14 protein-coding genes are annotated in these 17,888 nt (G+C 59.8%); 7 read left to right on the plus strand and 7 right to left on the minus strand.

Annotated features, from left to right (window positions below; translation table 11 throughout):
* The first annotated feature begins 282 nt into the window (after positions 1-282).
* From NKI69_RS28310 to NKI69_RS28340, 7 genes are all read left to right on the plus strand, one after another.
* A complete protein-coding gene (locus NKI69_RS28310) occupies positions 283-1,005 on the plus strand; it encodes a nucleotidyltransferase family protein (RefSeq protein WP_023808950.1) in 723 nt (240 codons plus the stop codon).
* A 39-nt stretch (positions 1,006-1,044) separates the two neighbouring features.
* The gene (locus tag NKI69_RS28315) at positions 1,045-2,181 is read left to right on the plus strand and encodes a DegT/DnrJ/EryC1/StrS family aminotransferase (protein WP_023808951.1); all 1,137 of its coding nucleotides are present in this window, start codon (positions 1,045-1,047) and stop codon (positions 2,179-2,181) included.
* A complete protein-coding gene (locus NKI69_RS28320) occupies positions 2,178-2,852 on the plus strand; it encodes a sugar transferase (protein ID WP_023808952.1) in 675 nt (224 codons plus the stop codon). The genes NKI69_RS28315 and NKI69_RS28320 overlap by 4 nt, the downstream gene beginning before the upstream one ends.
* An 87-nt stretch (positions 2,853-2,939) precedes the next feature.
* Entirely contained in the window at positions 2,940-3,944 is a 1,005-nt protein-coding gene (locus NKI69_RS28325) for an SDR family NAD(P)-dependent oxidoreductase (protein WP_023808953.1), read from the plus strand.
* A complete protein-coding gene (locus NKI69_RS28330) occupies positions 3,941-5,170 on the plus strand; it encodes a hypothetical protein (RefSeq protein ID WP_031212341.1) in 1,230 nt (409 codons plus the stop codon). Before NKI69_RS28325 ends, NKI69_RS28330 begins: the two co-directional genes overlap by 4 nt.
* Before the next feature lie 16 nt (positions 5,171-5,186).
* Positions 5,187-6,449: a polysaccharide biosynthesis/export family protein gene (locus tag NKI69_RS28335; protein ID WP_023808954.1), complete on the plus strand. Its 1,263-nt coding sequence runs from the start codon at positions 5,187-5,189 to the stop codon at positions 6,447-6,449.
* A gap of 63 nt (positions 6,450-6,512) precedes the next feature.
* Positions 6,513-7,256 (plus strand): N5-glutamine methyltransferase family protein, encoded by a 744-nt coding sequence (locus NKI69_RS28340; RefSeq protein WP_050592622.1) that lies wholly within the window; start codon positions 6,513-6,515, stop codon positions 7,254-7,256.
* Between the two features lie 60 nt (positions 7,257-7,316).
* On the opposite strand, the gene NKI69_RS28345 is transcribed toward NKI69_RS28340, so the two are convergent.
* The 7 genes from NKI69_RS28345 to NKI69_RS28375 form a co-directional block, all read right to left on the minus strand.
* The gene (locus NKI69_RS28345) at positions 7,317-7,583 is read right to left on the minus strand and encodes an acyl carrier protein (protein ID WP_013533122.1); all 267 of its coding nucleotides are present in this window, start codon (positions 7,581-7,583) and stop codon (positions 7,317-7,319) included.
* Between the two features lie 39 nt (positions 7,584-7,622).
* Complete coding sequence (locus NKI69_RS28350; protein WP_031212342.1) at positions 7,623-9,176, minus strand: class I adenylate-forming enzyme family protein; 1,554 nt, start codon at positions 9,174-9,176, stop codon at positions 7,623-7,625.
* On the minus strand, positions 9,173-11,194 hold the full coding sequence (gene asnB, locus NKI69_RS28355; protein ID WP_023808957.1) for an asparagine synthase (glutamine-hydrolyzing): 2,022 nt from the start codon (positions 11,192-11,194) through the stop codon (positions 9,173-9,175). The genes NKI69_RS28350 and asnB overlap by 4 nt, the downstream gene beginning before the upstream one ends.
* A gap of 3 nt (positions 11,195-11,197) precedes the next feature.
* Positions 11,198-12,181 (minus strand): NAD(+) synthase, encoded by a 984-nt coding sequence (nadE, locus tag NKI69_RS28360; RefSeq protein ID WP_032908690.1) that lies wholly within the window; start codon positions 12,179-12,181, stop codon positions 11,198-11,200.
* Entirely contained in the window at positions 12,178-14,913 is a 2,736-nt protein-coding gene (locus NKI69_RS28365) for a non-ribosomal peptide synthetase (protein WP_023808959.1), read from the minus strand. The genes nadE and NKI69_RS28365 overlap by 4 nt, the downstream gene beginning before the upstream one ends.
* A gap of 1,313 nt (positions 14,914-16,226) precedes the next feature.
* Positions 16,227-16,820, minus strand: coding sequence for a DJ-1/PfpI family protein (locus tag NKI69_RS28370; protein ID WP_013533129.1), 594 nt, complete (start codon positions 16,818-16,820; stop codon positions 16,227-16,229).
* A 72-nt stretch (positions 16,821-16,892) separates the two neighbouring features.
* The gene (locus NKI69_RS28375; protein WP_023808960.1) at positions 16,893-17,843 is read right to left on the minus strand and encodes a substrate-binding domain-containing protein; all 951 of its coding nucleotides are present in this window, start codon (positions 17,841-17,843) and stop codon (positions 16,893-16,895) included.
* Positions 17,844-17,888 lie beyond the last annotated feature (45 nt).

A 17,888-nucleotide genomic window follows, 5' to 3' on the forward strand; every position in this document is an offset into this window, starting at 1 on the left:
CTTCCGAGAAGGTCGTTACCGGCGCCGGACATGCGCACAGCAGTTGCCAATCGAGCGGCTACAGCTCCCAGCTCTGATTGACCGCCCTGCCGCGCCCATGCCCTGCCGGCTGGAATATTGAAATCAAAACGCCGGGAAAGTGCCATTCAAATGCACGACGACGCCTTCTCGGGCGCCACTTACCATCGCTGCACCCGGAGAGGCGAAACCAACACTGGCGTACCTTCCGGCCGGTGGGCTGGACCCATCACACCGCGACAGTCGTATCAATAGGAGGACGAGATGAAAGCGGTCATTCAGTGCGGTGGAATGGGAACACGCCTTCGGCCTTTCACATCCATCTTGCCCAAGCCTCTCATGCCGATCGGTGCTCGACCGGTTCTTGAATTGCTTTTGAAGTGGCTGCGACGGAACGGCATTCAGGAAGTCTACGTCACGACCGGCTATCTGGGGCACTTGATCCGCACCGTATGCGGAGACGGATCACAGTGGAATCTAAGGATACGCTATACCCAGGAGCTGGAACCTCTCGGCACTATCGGCCCGCTCTCCCTGATCAGGGAGGAACTGGACGAGCCGTTCATTGTTCTCAATGGGGACGTACTTACCGATCTCAGTCTCAGCCGGTTTGTGGCATCACACCGGACTCACACGGATCCAGTCACCATAGCCACCGCTTCCCGCGTCATCAAGATGGACTTCGGCGTCATCGACGAGATCGACAATACTGTTAAAGTATTTCGTGAAAAACCGACTCTATCTCATCTGGTAAGCATGGGTATATATTGCATGAACCCAGATGTTTTCCGTTTTATACCTGACGGTATCGCCTTCGGATTCGACGACCTCATGCTGCAGATGATGCAAAACGGCACGAATGTGCACGTCTACAAACATGATGGGCTTTGGCTGGATATCGGACGCGTTGAAGATTTTCAAAACGCACAAACCATTGCCTGGGAAGAGCAGTCCGCATCGATCGAGGTCTCGGCAGCGGCCGCTTGAGGGCCGAACGCTCGGCCGCGCCAACATGAGGAGGTCGTAATGCTCTTGGTCAGCGCTCCTATTCTTGGCTTTCCGGAAAAGGCGGCCCTGGCCAAAGTTGTCGACAGTGGGTGGCTGACGATGGGGGACCAGGTACGAGCCTTTGAAGAGGCCTTCGCGGCCGTGCATGATGCGGTCGATTGCGTCGCCGTCAGCTCTTGCACCGCCGCCCTGCATCTCATTCTCCATGCACTTGGGATCGGCCCTGGAGACGAAGTGCTGGTTCCCTCGCTGACCTTCGTGGCGACCGCGAATGCAGTGCTCTACGTAGGAGCAACACCGGTATTCGTCGACATAGAGTCGGCCGAAGTGCCACTGATGTCTCTAAGCGACGCGGAAGCCAAGTGCACCGGACGCACCAAGGCAGTCATTCTCGTCCATTTTGCCGGCTACCTCGCCGACCGGGAAGAATGGCAGAGATTTGCCCGTGTGCGAGGACTGCATATCGTCGAGGATGCCGCGCATGCTCCCGGCCTTAAGGAGGTGGGGACTTACGGTGCGGCCGCGGCCTTTAGCTTCTACGGCAACAAGAACATGACCACCGCGGAAGGCGGGGCCGTTATCGCCCGGGATGCACAGCTCCGTGAAGCGATCCGCCAGGCTCGCGGACATGGGATGACCAGTGGCACACATCAGCGGCTGAACAGCCGCACGCCGCAATACGACGTGACGATGCTCGGTTTCAATTATCGCATGGACGAATTGCGCGCCGCTATCGGCTTGGTCCAACTTCAGAACCTGCAGGAATGGAATGAAATCCGGCGCATATTGGTCGTCCTCTATCGGCGTCTGATCGCAGATTATTGCTCGGCTGTGACAGTCCCGTTCGGCAAACCGCGGACCTCGGCCTACCACATCATGCCTGTCCTCCTGCCGCATGACGTCGACCGGCAAACGGTAATCGACCATCTGCGAACGAAGGGTATACAGACCACAATCCACTATACGCCCGTGCACCAGATGACGCTTTATCGCCAGATGTTCACTGAAATCCATCTGCCGAAGACCGAGGACTTCGCGCAGCGGGAATTGACGATTCCACTACACCCGCAAATTACGGCAAGTGCGATCGAGTCGGTGGTTGTTGCGTTGGCCACGGCGATTGAAGGCAGCGGGCGGGCGGGAGCCGCGGCATGAACGCACTCGACGTGACGATGCATCGGCCCGCCGTAGCTGGCACCAGCCACGGAATTGCCAGACGCGCTATGGACATCATCCTCGCCGCAGTAGCGGGAATGGTACTCGCTCCACTGATGCTCCTGATTGCCGTTGCACTCTTTGTCGAGGGCGGTTGGCCCGTGCTTTTCGCACAGACGCGCCTGGGTGCCGGCGCAAAACCGTTTCGCATGTACAAGTTCCGCAAATTCAAGACGACAGCCGATCCTTTCGGCCTTGCGCTGACCATGAACGATGACAGCCGCATGACGCGGGTAGGCCGTTTTCTCGCGGCAACGAAACTTGATGAGCTGCCCCAACTGTGGAACGTTTTCACGGGGGACATGGCAATTGTCGGGCCGCGGCCGGAAAGCCTTGCCTTCGCCGATTGTTTCCGCGGCGGCAATGAAGCTGTCCTACAGTGGAAGCCTGGCCTGCTCGGCCCAACCCAGGTTCTCTTCCGTCACGAAGCCTGTTTTTACCCGCCCTCCCTTGATCCGCTCCTGTTTTATCGAGAGGTCCTGTTCCCGGCCAAGGCAACGATCGACCTCGCCTACTATCCGCGGCGCACCATTGCATCGGACCTCGTCTGGATAATGCGGGGCTTCAGGGCGGTTTTCGGCGTGTCCCTGCCTCCCGCGGCAAGTGGGTAGAGTTGGCAAGTGAGGAGAGTTTGGCATGAATGGATTGTTGTTCGTTCGCCAGTTTGACGGCTCACATGATCGAAGGAGTGCACGGTCGTGAACTATCACGGCAGGAAGGTCCTGGTCACGGGTGCGGATGGATTTATCGGATCCCACCTCACGGAAGCGCTGGTGCGCGAAGGTGCCGATGTCACGGCACTGGCCCTCTACAACTCGTTCGACAGCCATGGCTGGCTGGATGATTTGCCCGACCACGTTCGAAGCCAGTTGCAGTGCATTCGGGGGGACGTTCGTGACAGCGCCTTCATCAACCGGATCGTGCGCGGCCAGGCGGTGGTGTTTCATCTGGCTGCGCTGATTGCGATTCCCTATTCCTATGCGGCTGCCCAATCCTATGTGGAAACCAATGTGCTGGGTACCGTGAATGTCCTCGAAGCGGCACGCCACTGGGAAACCGAGCGCATTGTGCATACGTCCACAAGCGAGGTTTATGGCACCGCTCTGACCATGCCGATCCACGAATCCCACCCGTTGCAGGGACAATCCCCCTACTCCGCATCCAAGATCGGCGCGGACATGATGGCGGCGTCCTATGCCAGGTCCTTCGATGTGCCGGTGGTGATCCTGCGACCGTTCAATACATACGGGCCGCGCCAGAGCGAGCGGGCCATCGTGCCGACCATCATAAGGCAGGCTCTGGACGAGAACTGTTCGGCGATCATGGTCGGCGACACCAGCCCTATCCGCGACCTTACCTTTGTGGAAGACACTGCGGCGGCATTTGTGGCGGCAGGGGCGGCCAAGCTTGAATTTGGCCATGCCTACAATGCCGGCAGCCAGCGCGCCGCCAGTGTCTCGGACGTTTTGGAGTTGGTGCTCGAGTTGAGTGGCACCAGGAAACCGGTCCGCCGCGATGAAAGCCGGGTGCGGCCGCAGAACTCCGAGGTTCGTGCGTTGCTCGCCGATTCCTCAAACCTTGAAAGTAAAGTCGGATGGCGGGCACATACGAGCCTGCGTGATGGTCTGGAAAGGACCATCGAGTGGTGGCGCTCGCGCCTCAGCGAAGGCCGCGTCCGTCGTGAAATGAGCTATATGACATGACCTTTCCGCGGCTCATACCGGCTGTGCTGCTGATGGCCGCTCTGCTGGCGCTGCACACAGCCGGAAACCGGCCGAGCGGTGCGGCAGGCACGGAGCCGTCAATGGATCTGCCCGCTTACCTGAAACCTGTCACTGATCCGGCGACAGGGATCAGCTTTACTCGGATTACCCAGCCCGGAGCTCTTGGCAGCGGAATTGTCTGCGGCAAGATATATTGCAGTCACCGATACTCGAGCGCGCAAGCGTGGAATGCGGATCAGAGCCTCCTCGTCCTCATGAACGGCTGCAACGGCATGTGTTTCCTCGACGGGAAAACCTACCTCCCTTTGTTTCACCGCAACAAGTCGGGTGAGTGCGAATGGCGCCCTCGAAAGGCGGAGATGATGATCTGTGTCGACGGTCAAAAGATCTCGACTTGGGCTCCCCGCACCAATCGTGAGGACATAGTGTATGCCGCAACGAAATATCGGGATCTCGAATTCGGCCCGTCCAAGGGAAATCCTAGTCGTGACGGCAACCGCATTGCCGTACGCGCGACCCGCGATGATGGAGCTGCCGTCGTCTTCGCATACGACATCGACCGGCGTCTGAAATACCCGGACATCGATCTCGCCCAGGTTGCCGGAACGACCAGTTCCTGCACCATTTCTCCGCTTGGAGAAAACATCCTGTGTTTCCAAAACCTGGTCGACGGCACCGAGCAGCGAGCCATTTTCGCAGTCGACGGCACCCTGCGCCAGAGGTGGAAGGACCATCATCGGCCCGGCCATGGCGATTTGACTCTCGATGCGGATGGTAGCGAGATTTACGTCGGAACCAGCAAATCCGCTCCGGACGAATATCAGGTGATCAAGCGTCGGCTGTCCGATGGAAAGGTCACGTCGCTCACGAAGTACGGTGAGGCCGAGCATACGTCGCTGCGTGCTTTGGACAGGCCCGAATGGGCATTTATAAGTTACGGGGGCAATCCCGATGAGGTTCGGAGCCATCCAAACTGGGCGCCATACACGCGCGAAGTGATCGCGCTGCGTGTTGACGGTCGTCAGGAGGTCCGACGCATCGTGCAGACGCGAAACGCTCCATTTGACTATTGGAGCGAGACACATGCCTCACCGTCCCCTGATGGGTCGCAAGTGATCTGGTCGAGCAATTGGGGGGTGCCTGGTGGGCCGGTCTACGAATTCGTCGCCCGTCTCGATTGGCCGCAGCAGCCGAGCTTGAATTAAAGGGAGATTGCCATCAATGGCCTTCGTTAGCCGAATTTTCTTTGCAGCGCTTGCCGGCTGCCTGGCCCTGGATATCGCAGCCGCGGCTGAAGCGCCGGTGGCCTACAAGCTTTCCCCCGGCGACACGGTAGAGATAGGAATTGCCTCCATAGCGGAACGAACGCAACGCGCGATTGTCCAGATGGATGGCTCGATCGCGCTGCCCGAGTTCGGGATGATCCCAGTTGGCGGGTTGACGCCGGCTGAATTGCAGACGCGCATGGAAGCGGTGCTGCCAACCAAGATCGTCCACCAGCGTCTGCCTGATGGACGGGAGCAAATGATCGTCATCAAGCCGAGCGACGTCACGGCCGTGATCGCGGAGTACCGGCCGATCTACGTGACTGGCGATGTGCTGACGCCAGGGCAGCAGGCTTACCGGCCACTCATGACAGTCCGGCAGGCGATTGCGGTCGCCGGCGGTTTCAGCCTTCTGCGGTCGCGGGCAAGCCAAAGCGGACCTGATCCCGTTGATCTGCGACGCGACTACGAGTCGATCTGGGGGGATTATATCAGGGACTACTTTCATGGCGCCCGTATCCGCGCCGAACTTCAGAACCAGGCAGAATTTGACATGCAGCCGCCGCAAGGTTCGCCCCTGTCGAATGCATTGATATCGGCGGTCGCGCAGGCGGAAGCGGAGGGTCTCAGAATTTCGCTGAACAATTTTCAACAGGAGCAAAGCTATCTCGACAAGACCGCCAAGGATGCCGAGGCTGAGGTCGAGGTTCTGCTCAAGCGCGAGCAGACGGAAGCGGCCGCGGTGAAACAGGATGAGGACGATCTGGCGCGGGTCACCAAATCGTTCGAATCGGGCAACCTGACCAACAGCAGGCTCGCCGACGTCAGACGTGCCGTGCTGATGTCGTCGAGCCGGGCGCTCGAGACGTCGGTCGAACTCATGAGAACGCGACGCCAGCAGGAAGACTTCGTCAGGCAGCAGGAACGCAATGAAAATCAACGAAGGATCGGCCTTCTGAACGAGTTGAGGGACACCGACCTTCGCCTCGCCGAGACCACTGCAAGGCTCCACGCAGCCAGCCAGAAGCTTCAGCCATCAGGGGCGTCCGCTCTTCCACTGCCGGTCGCCGGCGAAACCTTCCAGGCCCGGATCACAATAACCGGCGGGGCCGGCGACGCGTCGAGAAGTCGACCGGTCGACCAGGACACTGAGGTCGCGCCTGGAGACACGATCGAGGTGAGGTTCAGCAGCGACCTGCAGAGTGCGGCGATCCAGTAGCTACGCGGACGTGAACCTAGCCGGGAACGATGAGGCTGATGCCTCGCCTCACAGCATGAAGACATGGGCGACCTGAGAAATCGAGCATGGGAAAATCAAGAAAGCGGGTTTGTCGTGATTGGTGAAATAGATGTCGCCAGCGCCTACAGCACCGGCCGCACCGACTTCATGGGACTGAAGTTGGTTGTCGCGCCCGGCGTGCTCGTCCCTCGCCCGGAGACGGAATTGCTCGGCTGCACCGCCCTCAATGTGCTGCGTGAACTTAATCGGCCGGTCCCGCGTGTCGTCGACATGTGCTGCGGGGCAGGCAATCTCGCCTGCGCCATTGGATACAAGGTCCCCACCGCGCGCGTCTGGGCGAGCGATCTCACTGACAGCTGTGTAGAAACCACGTGCCGGAACGTCGCCCATCTTGGCCTGGCCGGACGCATTTCGGTGCTGCAGGGCGACCTGTTCAATTCCTTCTCGGGTCTGGAGCTCGAAGGCACGATCGATCTGGTCGTTTGCAACCCGCCTTACATCTCCGAGAAGCGGCTCGAAAACGACCGCGCGCATTTGATGGAACTTGAACCACGTGAGGCGTTCGCTGCCGGGCCCTACGGCCTGAGCATTCACATGCGGGTGATCAAGGAGGCGCGGCGCTATCTGCGGCAAGGTGGTATGCTGCTTTTCGAGGTCGGGCTTGGCCAGGACCGGCAGGTCATGAGTTTGGTTGAACGTTCCAAAGGCTACGAGAGCATTCGCACGGTTGCGAACAATGCTGGTGAAGCCAGGGTGGTTTGTGCACGAGCCAGAACGCCAGCGTGAGCCGCGCCATGGGTTTGCGCGCTCGGTTGGGAAGACGCCCTTATTACCATCGCCCGGCGATCAGTTTTCCTTGCTCACCACGTAACGTGCAATTCCCTGGATGGAATCGAAATTCTCAGGCAGAAGTTCACTGTCCTCGACAGTGATGCCGAATGTCTCCTCGACGAAGCCGATAACTTCAAGCACTCCAGTCGAGTCTATGATGCCCTGGTCGAGCAACGACGTTTCAACCTCCAGGGCACGCGGGTCGGCCACGTAGAAATTTGACGCCAGAAAGGCGCGTATCTGATCACTGTAGGTGTCAATTCTGTTGTTCGTGCTCAGCATTGAATTGGCCTCCGATCCAAATGATTTCCAGGTATCGCTTTATGACAGCGCTATTTTCTTGAGCTTGCCCGTGTCCGTCATCGGTAGACTGGACACAATTTGGATGGACTTCGGAATCATGAAGTTTTCCAACCGCTTCTGACATTCCATCCGCAGCTGCTTTTCGCCTATGATCGTTCCTTGCTCCATGACGACAAACGCTTTCACTGCTTGCCCCAGCAGGTCGTCGGGAACTCCGACAACCGCGGCTTCCCGTACTCCCGGGATTTCCATCAGCACGTTTTCGACTTCCCTAGGCGCCACCTTTTCTCCCCGCGATTTTATGATCTCATCGCTGCGGCCGACAAAATAGAGGTACCCTTCCTCGTCCATTCGGCAGTAGTCGCCGGTGTACAGAACCTGCTCGCCGGGCAAAGGGCCAGGCTTGAGCTTCCTCGCGGTAGCCTCCGGCTTACCCCAGTAGCCCTTCATGACCGTTGCTCCGCGGATGACCAACTGGCCGACGACATTGGGACCGACCTTTCGGTCATCCTCATCGACAATCCACATTTCGGTGTTCGGGATGGCGATCCCCACGCTCAACGGTTTTCGCGCAAGATCTTCCGGCGGAAGATAGGTGCAGCGTTTGCATTCGGTCAGGCCGTACATCGAATAGATCCGGGCATCGGCAAACAGTTCCTGGAGCAGGCGAATGTGCTTGAGCGGCAGTGCCGCAGCAGTGTTCGTGACATACCTTATGCTTGCAAAATCATTTGCCTTCAGCGTCTTGAGATCCGACAGCGCGGCAAAGATGGTCGGCACGCCGGGAAAGCCTGTAACTCTCTCCCTTTCGATGATCGCAAGTATCTGTGCGGGGAAGGCAAACGAGCGCTCGAGGACCAACCGCGCCCCGGTACGGAATGCCATTATCATCTGATAGAGGCCGTAATCGAAGGCCAGGGGCAAGACATTGAGGATCACGTCGTCTTCGCCAAGCTCGAGGTACGAGGCGATAGACGCGCAGGCTGCCATCATGTTCCTGTGTGTCAGCATCACGCCTTTGGGTTCGCCGGTCGAGCCCGACGTGTAGATGATGGCTGCGAGATCGATATCGATGCGGCGGCGGGCCGGCGCTTTGCCGTGGCCGGCAGCCGCCTCATCCCAGCGCACGGCATGCGGCAATCCCCGGAGCTCGGCGTCGTCCACCTGACCGGAGACGATGAGCCGCCGCAGCGACGGACAGTTACGCGCCGGCTCAGTAAAGATCGGCTGCAAATGTTTGTCGGTGATCAATGCCGCCGGCAGGCAATCGTTGAGCAAATACCCCAGCTTGTCGCTCTTGGTGAGCGGATTGACGACGCACACAACGGCGCTCGCCTTGAGAACCGCCCAGAAGCTGACCACGGTCTCGACGGTGTTGTCGGCGAAGATCATGACGCGGTCACCGGGGGCGACCCCGGACGTGACGAGATGATGGGCGACCGCGTTGGAACGTGTCTCAAGCTCATCATAGGCGAGCCGGTGCCCGCCGCACACCAGCGCCACCTTGTCGCCGAGCCGGCCGGCCGAATGGCTGAGGTAGTCGTGCAGCAGAGGGACGGCGCCATGCATCATACCAGCACCTCTTGCCTGTGCAGGTGATCGACATCTATCCTGAGGTCGACCGCACACCCGCTCGAAGGGCGGCTTGCGACAAACTGCTGATGGAGGAGCTGCGTCGACAGCACGCCGACCAACGCCATGTTGTCCGAGTTGGACAGATCCCCATCGCCGGTCTTGGCAGCGCATTTGTCCAGCAGGCGCGCGACCGAGTTCGGATCAAAGACATTCGCCGCGCGCAGGGCAGTCTCCGAGAGTGCTTCGCGGACATAGGCGGGTGCGCTATCGCCGATGAAGCAAAGTGCGTTGGGCGCCCGGTAGGGTTGCTTCTTGCGGGCCACGACTTCCGCGGGCACGATCGATTTCGCCACACGCTTCAGCACGTGTTTCTCATCCAGAATGCGCAGCTTGTAGTCGGCCGGTAGCGAATTCGCCAAGGCCACCAGCCTGTCGTCCAGGAACGGGAACCGCCCTTCGACGGAATGGGCCATCAGCATCCTGTCTCCCTGCGAGGAGAGCAGGTAGCCCGACATCAGCGTCCTGATCTCAAGATACTGGTCCTGCGCGAGAGGACCCCATCGTTGAAACTCTTCGGGCAGGCGGCAGAGCAGGTCCGCCACCACGTCGTGACGCGCCGTTTCGGCGTGCATGTCGGCCGAGAACAGCCGTTTGATGGCGCTGGTGGTGCGCCAGCGGGTATCATGCGCGAAGCCGGGCGCGCCAAATGCATGGATACCATGTCCAAAGAACTGGCGCGCCATCGCCTGCTGCTTGACCGGCGAGCGGCTCAGATAAGGGTAGAGGCGTTCCAGCAGTCGCGCGCGTCGGGCAGAGGCGGGCTGCCGCCCCCAGAAGCGGCGGACCTTGCCTTCCCGGAACAGGTCGTAGCCGGCGAACATCTCGTCGGCCCCTTCGCCGGTCAGCACGACCTTGATGCCATGTTCGCGCACCAGCCTCGAGAGAAGGAACAACGGCGCCGGCGCCGTCCTGAGAATCGGACGCTCGGCGTGACGGATCACATCTGGGAAGATGTCGGCGATGTCACTGCGCGAAACCATCACCTCGTGGTGCTCGCCGCCGCTCGCACTTGCAACCAGCCGCTGGTAACGGGTTTCATCATATTCGGCGTCAGCAAAACGCAACGAGAAAGTCTGGAACGGCGCGCCGGCGAAGCGCCTCCCGAGCATGGCGACAAGTGAGCTGTCGAGCCCGCCGGAAAGGTAGCAGCCGACCGGCACATCCGCCTTCACCATCCTAAGCGCCGTCGCGGCCTGCAAGGCGCCGCGCACTTCGTCCACCGCATCCTCCAGCGAGCCCCTGAAGGTGCCATGGGACAGGTCCTCGCTCTCGGGATAGCAAGGTTTCCAGAAAGCCTGCTCACGAACGCTGCCATTGTCGTAGATGCGGACATGGCCGGGGGTAAGTTCCTGTACTCCCTGAAATACGCCTTGCGGCGGTACGACGGTCCACAGCGTGAAAGTCTGGTCGACCCCCGCCGGATCGAAGGCCCGCGGTATCGCCGGGTCGGCTGCGAAGATGGCCTTAACTTCGCTGGCGAAATGCAGGCGGCCAGCGTGTTCGCACAAATGCAGCGGGCAGATGCCGAACCGGTCGCGCGACAGGACGAGGCGGCCTGTCAGCGAGTCCCAGATGGCGAGTGCCCACTGCCCGTTCAGCCGCTCGAACGCGCCCACGCCCCACGCGCGGTAGGCATGCACGACGACCTCCGTATCGCTGCGGGTGCGGAAACGATGTCCCAGGGCTATGAGTTGGTCACGCAACTCGACGTAGTTGAAGATCTCGCCGTTGAACACGATCCAGGTGGTATTGCCTGTGTCGGCGAGAGGCTGCTGTCCGGTCGAGAGATCGATGACCGACAGGCGGGTATGCGCCAGCCCCGCTCGCTTGTCGCGGTAAAGGCCGCTTTCGTCCGGACCTCGATGGGAGAGCGCGGCTGCCATTCTCAGAAGCGCGGCTCGTGACGGAGGCTCCGCAGCCGCTTTCAGCGCCACAATTCCGGCGATGCCGCACATGGGTCAATCCCTGTCCATCGCAGCGGACAGCTGCGGCCGTGCGTGAAGGTAGCGTGCGGCGCGGCGTTTGCTGACGATATCCTTATAGACCTTCTCGACCTGCTCGGCCGTGAGGCCGGCGGCGGCGGCGACCGCGCCGGCCGAAATTCCGTGATTCATGCCGTAGAGGCACAAATCCATTAACTGATAGGGCAAGGCGAAGTAGAACTCCTCCTGGGTTTGCGCCATGGAAAACGTGTCCGTGGTCGGCGGCCTTGTTCGGACCTCCGTGTCAATCCCGAGATATTCCGCCAGCTGGTAAACCTGGGTCTTGTAGAGATGGACGATAGGCATCACATCGGCGACGCCGTCGCCCTGCTTGACGAAGAAGCCCTGGTCGTATTCGAGCCGGTTTGGCGTGCCTGCCACTGCATAGTTGAGGCGGTCCGCATGATAATATTCGGTCATCTTGCGAACCCGCTGCTTGTAGTTGGTAGCAGCGACGATCTGCAGGTAAGCCGCCGGCGACAGACGCACGGTGTCGATCTTTCCGTCCGGATCCTCGACCGTAAGGCGCGTGATATTGAGGCCGCTGCTCTCCAGCACCGATGCCATGACCAGCTTGCATTTCCAGCCTTCGCCATATCCAGGGACGGCAGTTCGGATGGCCTCGATCTGTCGGGCGTAGGCGCCAATGCCTTCGAGCGCCGGCTCGATATCTTCAAGGATGGTGTCGATGCCAAGCTGCCCAGCGACGCTGCGGCCAAGCCTCAACGAGTCGCCTGACGAATCGCGCTCCGGCATGAACAGGCCCAGTACCTTGTACTTTCCGAACGCCCGTGCGCACACCGTTGCGACGACCGAACTGTCGATGCCTCCGGAGAGCCCGACGACCACTCCGCGACGCCGTTGTGTGCCGAGAACCTGTTCGCGCAAAGTCTCGACGATGCGATCGATCTCCAGCCGGGCATCGAGCGCCAGCACATCGCTGCTGAATTCGCCGATCAGGTCGATGACACTGCCTCCTGTTTGCGTGACTCGATTGAAGAGTAGGTCTCGGTCACAGCGTTTTCGATGAGTGGGCGATTGACGGTCAGATGAGGCTCCACGACCATGTCGATGTGGGTGCCGGCGATCGGAATGACGTCCAGATGGACGAATGCCCGATCCCACCCGAGTGCAAGGGGCATTCCGGGCCGCGCGCAACGGAACAAGGTGCCGGTGATCGGCAGTATCGGCCTAGGTTCTGTCAGCCATTGGAAGAAGGCCCGCGCCCGCAGAACCTCCTGCAGTTCCAGTTTGGTTCTGAAGCTCGTCGGATTGAACTGACCCTCGGCATAGCGGTCGAGGAAGCCGGCAAGCCGGGATTCGCAGTGCATTTTGACCGCGACCTTGGCAAGCGCGCGACACGCCACCCGACTAGCCGATATACGATTGGTTCGGATCCGGTGAAATGTCCGGGTAATGGTCTCCCAACGCTTGCTGCGCTCGCCAACCAGGCTGGTATCCAGAATGCCCGTGAACGCTACCGCTCGCCCTTGATCAAGCAGACGCGCGGCAACCTCAAAAGCGACCGCTCCTCCGAGCGAGTGGCCAAGCAGGCGAACACAGCCGGTCGGCTGCACGCGGTTGATATGATCAATTGCAGCTTCGACCATTGCGGCGACAGTGTTCTGACCTTGCAGGATCATGCCCAGGGCCGGATATCTGATGGGAGACACCCTGGCGACCTTGCTTATTGCTGATGCGAACGAAGCAAGGCTCGGACCATAGCCGACCGACCCGGGGAAAAGGAAAAGCAGCGGAGGCTCGTGTTTCCAGGCGGGCGCGTGCTCTCCGCCTCCTTGAGCGGAAATGACCGCTGCAACCATCTCATCGAAGCTCATTCCAACCGTGAAGGCTTCCAATCCGAGCTCTTGCCCGATCGCGCTTTCGATTTCCATCACGCAATGCAGCAGCTTCAGCGAATCTCCCCCCGCTTCATCCCAGCACCCCAGTGCGACCCGCGTTTTAAGGACCTTGGTCCAGGCACGCCGTACGATCTGATGAGCAGGAACTTCATTTCCCGCATGGGCGATTTGCGGTGGGGGCGTTGTTTCCCGCACCGAAAGGTCGATTGCAGCCAGCATTGCCATATCGATCTTTCCGCTGGCCAGCCGCGGTATCTCGGCGCTTGCATGGAGCCGCAGCGGGCAAAGCGCCGGCGGCAATTTTGTCCTGGCAAATTGGCGCAGCTCGTCGCAAAAACTGACTCCCGCCCTGCCGTGCGGTACGGCGAACGCAACCAGTTCATTCGCCGGGGTGACGATAACCACGGCATCCTTCACCGACGGCGCGCCACGCAGAACCCGTTCGAGTTCGGCCGGCTCAACGCGCCGCCCATTGACCTTTATCTGGCGCCCTTTGCGACCGATGATCCGCAACAGGCCATCACTCCCAATTTGCACAAGATCGCCCGTTGCAAAGATACGAAGCGTCTGGTCGGCGGGATCTATTTCAAACGGAACAACTGCCCCGTTTTCCCAATATCCGAGTGCGACATACGGGCTTCTGATCAACAGTTCTCCGATCTTGCCGGGCTGAACCGGGTAACCCTCTTCATCGACAATTGCGAAGCTGATTCCCGGAAGCAGCCAACCGACGGGAGCTGAGGAATCGAATTCCGGCCAATCGTGCGGCAAGAACCACTGCGATCCAGTCGTTTCCGTCGATGAATAGCCGATCTGCACCAGGCAAGTTGGCGGGACAGCCTTGCGCACCAGGCGGATGTCGGCCGAGGACACCTTCTCGCCTCCAATTCGGGCAACCCTGAGTGAACCAAAGGCGTCCGCGGGCTCATCCGCCAGGAGAGCGCGAAGCAATGCCGGCACCAGATACGTGATCGTCACGCCTTCCGATTGCATGCGGCCGCGAACCGAGCGCAGGCCGACGGCTTCGACCTCCACAAGCTGCAACGTAGCACCCGTAAGAAGAGCAGCAAGGATTTCCCGGCAACCGGCGATGGTTGCCGGGCCGGTCAGGGGCAGGAAAACATCCTGCGCATTGATGTGGCAGGCGTCGACATATTGCTGCACTCGGCACAGCAAGCTCCGCTGGCTGTTGACAATCCCCTTGGGGCGGCCCGTGCTGCCGGAGGTATAAAGCACCATTGCCGGTGCATCGACAGAAACGGTACGGTGTTCAGCTGGACGAAGCGTTGCCTGCAACGATTGCGCTATCTCGATCCGGGCAACGTGCTGGGGCAGATCAAGGCCATGGATGCCTTTGTCGCCAATTATGGCGGAGAGCCTCGCGTCGGCGACGATTTCGTTGATGCGCGAGTCCGGATCTCGCACGTTAAGCGGTACTGACGGTCGACCGGATGCCATGCTGGCCAGCATCGCAACTGTGTACCAGACCGAGTTGGCCTGAAGTATTCCAACCGCATTTCCGTCGGGAACGACGGCTTCAATCCGGCTGGCCAAGGCCTCGACCGCCCGAAAAAGCTCGGAATAGGTCAGTCGGTTGGTGCCGTCGCTGGCGGCTAATTTTTCGGAATAATGCCCGGCGATTTCCCTCAGGTGATCAAAGACCGGAATGTCGACGAAGCCAGTTCCCATCCGTTGATGCAGACGTAGAACGGGCCCGCCCTCGTCAAGAGCATGATCGGGAACTTTTGACCATCGACAAGAGACCACCGGTTGGTAGTCAGTCTGCACCGTTCGAATCGCCCTCGAAGATTCTAAATGCGCCAGAGACATAAGGGCCCCACGCTAGGATTGTTGCCGCTTATCGCCCCGCGGCATGATCTTTTCATCAATCATTCGGATGATGCGCCAGGCGGTCTTGATCGCTTGAATCGTTCGAAGTTGAGCATGCAAGCCTGCGCCCGCCCGGGCTGTGGGACTACCTTACCGAGGTGTCGGGCTGTGCGCTGCTGTCCGCTTCGCCGGCGCCTGAAACGAAGCAATATGCGAATACTTCTCCTCCAAGCTCATCCGTGACACGAACCCAGTTGTTTTCCCATGTCCGCAGGGTAACCTGGCGTCCTGTTGATATAGTCGCCGCCGTGAACGGGCTGGACGCATTGACATTACTCGCCGCAACTACGTCGTCCCCTTCCATTTGCTCTACCAGGTATGTTTGCATCACTGCTCCTGACTGCAGGGCATGGCCGGCTCAATTGCGTGTAGCTGGAGGCATGAACTCCCAACCGCAAGGAACGGATTTCGTTCCATGCAACAGGCAGCACTACCGCCGGCAGTCAGCGTTCAGACTGCCCTGGCAGGACCATGGCCTAGCCGCTGAATGACTTGGCCAGGACTGAGCTATGCTTTGGCGGAGATGGACCCTCGCGTTGCGAAGCCGCATACTTCTGGAATAGTGCAATCTTGTCGGGATAAGTGATCCGGATTTCGCTGTGACACCCCTCGCAGCGATATTTGGATGCAACCTGAAACCAGCGCCCGGGTTTCAGCAAAGCCAATCCGCAACGCGGGCATTTGAATGTCATTTCAAGAGGGCATAGATTCTGACACAGCGGCATTTCGCAGATTCCATAAGAGATAGCTAATGTTAGGCAACGGCAGCCGGCCGGAATCGTTCCTAGACGCCGTTCTTTTCGTTAGGCCGATGACCAACCCGGACGCCAGAGACTATTGGTTATCCGCGATGCCATATTCACTGACGCAGGCCTGAACTCAGGCGCATCCCGCTTTCATAGTGACGTCGAGCCTGAGCGCCGATCGAACGGTTGTCAGAAGGTTTTATGAGAACTTGTTCACCGGGCCTCGGCACCGAGCGTGATGGCCTCGGGGCGACGACGGGCCGCACGGTCGACGACACGACCTCTAATCCGGACGCTGAAACAACGCCGCGCGCCAGCATGTCGAACAGCACTACCGCGATCAGTGAAACAAGAAGGACGAAAGCAGCGCAACCAGGCGGCGACCCTTGAGCATCTCGCCTATATTGTTGTGCTCGGGAGCCGCGATCCCGATCGAACTTATGGATATGGATGCGCTGTTGAAAGCAACCGACGCATCCCTTGGCGAAATGCGTCGGTTCCAGAAGCTTATGCGTGGCGGATTTCCGTTCCCAGCACCTTCAGACATTCGCGGATGAACGCAGCAAGCGCCGTCCAGCCTTTGGCAGAAACCATTGTCCCGTCCACATAGGCCTCGGTCGGCGACAGGTCGATATAGGTGCCACCCGCCAGTGTCACCTCAGGCTCGCAGGCGCCGAGTGCTGCGACCTTCTTGCCACGCACCACGCCGTCAACAGCGATCAGGATCTGCACACCGTGGCAGATGGTGAAGATCGGCTTCTTGGCCTCGTGGAAATGGCGCACGATGGCCTGCACGCGCTTGTCGGTGCGGATGTATTCCGGGCCGCGGCCGCCCGCGCAGTAGACGGCATGATATTGATCGAGCTGCCTCTCGGCTTCCGAGAAAGTCTTGTTGATCAGCGCATAGTGGCCGAGCTTTTCGGTGTAGGTCTGGTCGCCCTCGAAGTCGTGCAGCGAGGTCTTGATCAGATCTCCGGCGTTCTTGTCTGGGCACACCACGTGGATGGTGTGACCGACGGCTTCCATGGCTTGCTGATAGACAAAGATTTCGTATTCTTCGGTGAACTCACCGGTCAGCATCAGTATCTTCTTGCCTGGCATGGCTCTTCCTCTCAGTGTTTGAGCTAGGCAGTGCGCGGACCGCGCCCTGCCTTTCGGTGAAATCGGATAGGGTTAGAATGGCGAGTCGGGGAAATAGTATTCCTTGGCGTTGGCTTGGGTGATCAACGGCGCGTCGAGCTTGACGGTGCCACGGACGGGTGCCTGGCCGATCAGGTTGGCGACGGTCATGTAGATCGCGGTCTTGATCATCGACGGCGGATATGGCGTCTCGACCGGCGTCATGGCGTCGCCGTCGATCACCTTCTTGACGATGTCCTTCATGCCGTTGCCACCGAGCGCCAGCTTGATATCGGTCCGGCCCGATTGCTTGACCGCTTCGAGCACGCCAAGCAGCATGTCGTCGTCATTGGCCCAGACCGCATCGATATGCGGGTACTTGGCCAGATAGTCCTGCATCAGCTTGAAGGCCTCGTCGCTGTTCCAATGCGCGTACTGGATGTCGAGGACTTTCAGGTTCGTACCCTTGATCGTGTCCTGGAAGCCCTTGATGCGCTCGTCGTCGATGACGGTCGGAATGCCGCGCAGCACAACGACGTCGCCCTTGCCGCCGAGCTTGTCGATCATGAACTTGGCTGTGTTGGTGCCAACCGCGATATTGTCGCCCGCGAGGTAAAGATCCTGGACGGAGGCGTCAGTCAGACCGCGATCGACGACGGTAATGAACGTGCCCATGTCCTTGATAGCCTTGACCGGCTGAGTCAGCTCTTCCGAGCTGTAAGGCAGGATCACCAAAGCATCCAGCTTGCGGCTGGCCGACAGGTCCTCAAGCGCGCTGACCTGCTCCGCCGCGGACGGCGACGTCTTCACGACCACTTCGACGTTCGGGAACGCGGCGTTGATTTCCTTGGCCGCCGCCTGTGCGTGATAGACGATGCCCGCCGTCCAACCGTGGTCGGCTGCCGGTATCGACACCGCGATGACCTTCTTGTCTTGCGCCATGGCCTGACCGGCCAGCAGCAGCGCGCCAAGTGTCGCCGCCGCAATCCATTTTCTACTGAACATTGTCTTCTCCCTTGGACCTATAAGAACGTTGATCCGCGTGGTCCG

It is taken from the genome of Mesorhizobium sp. M0491, from assembly GCF_040321265.1.
Lineage (GTDB): Bacteria > Pseudomonadota > Alphaproteobacteria > Rhizobiales > Rhizobiaceae > Mesorhizobium.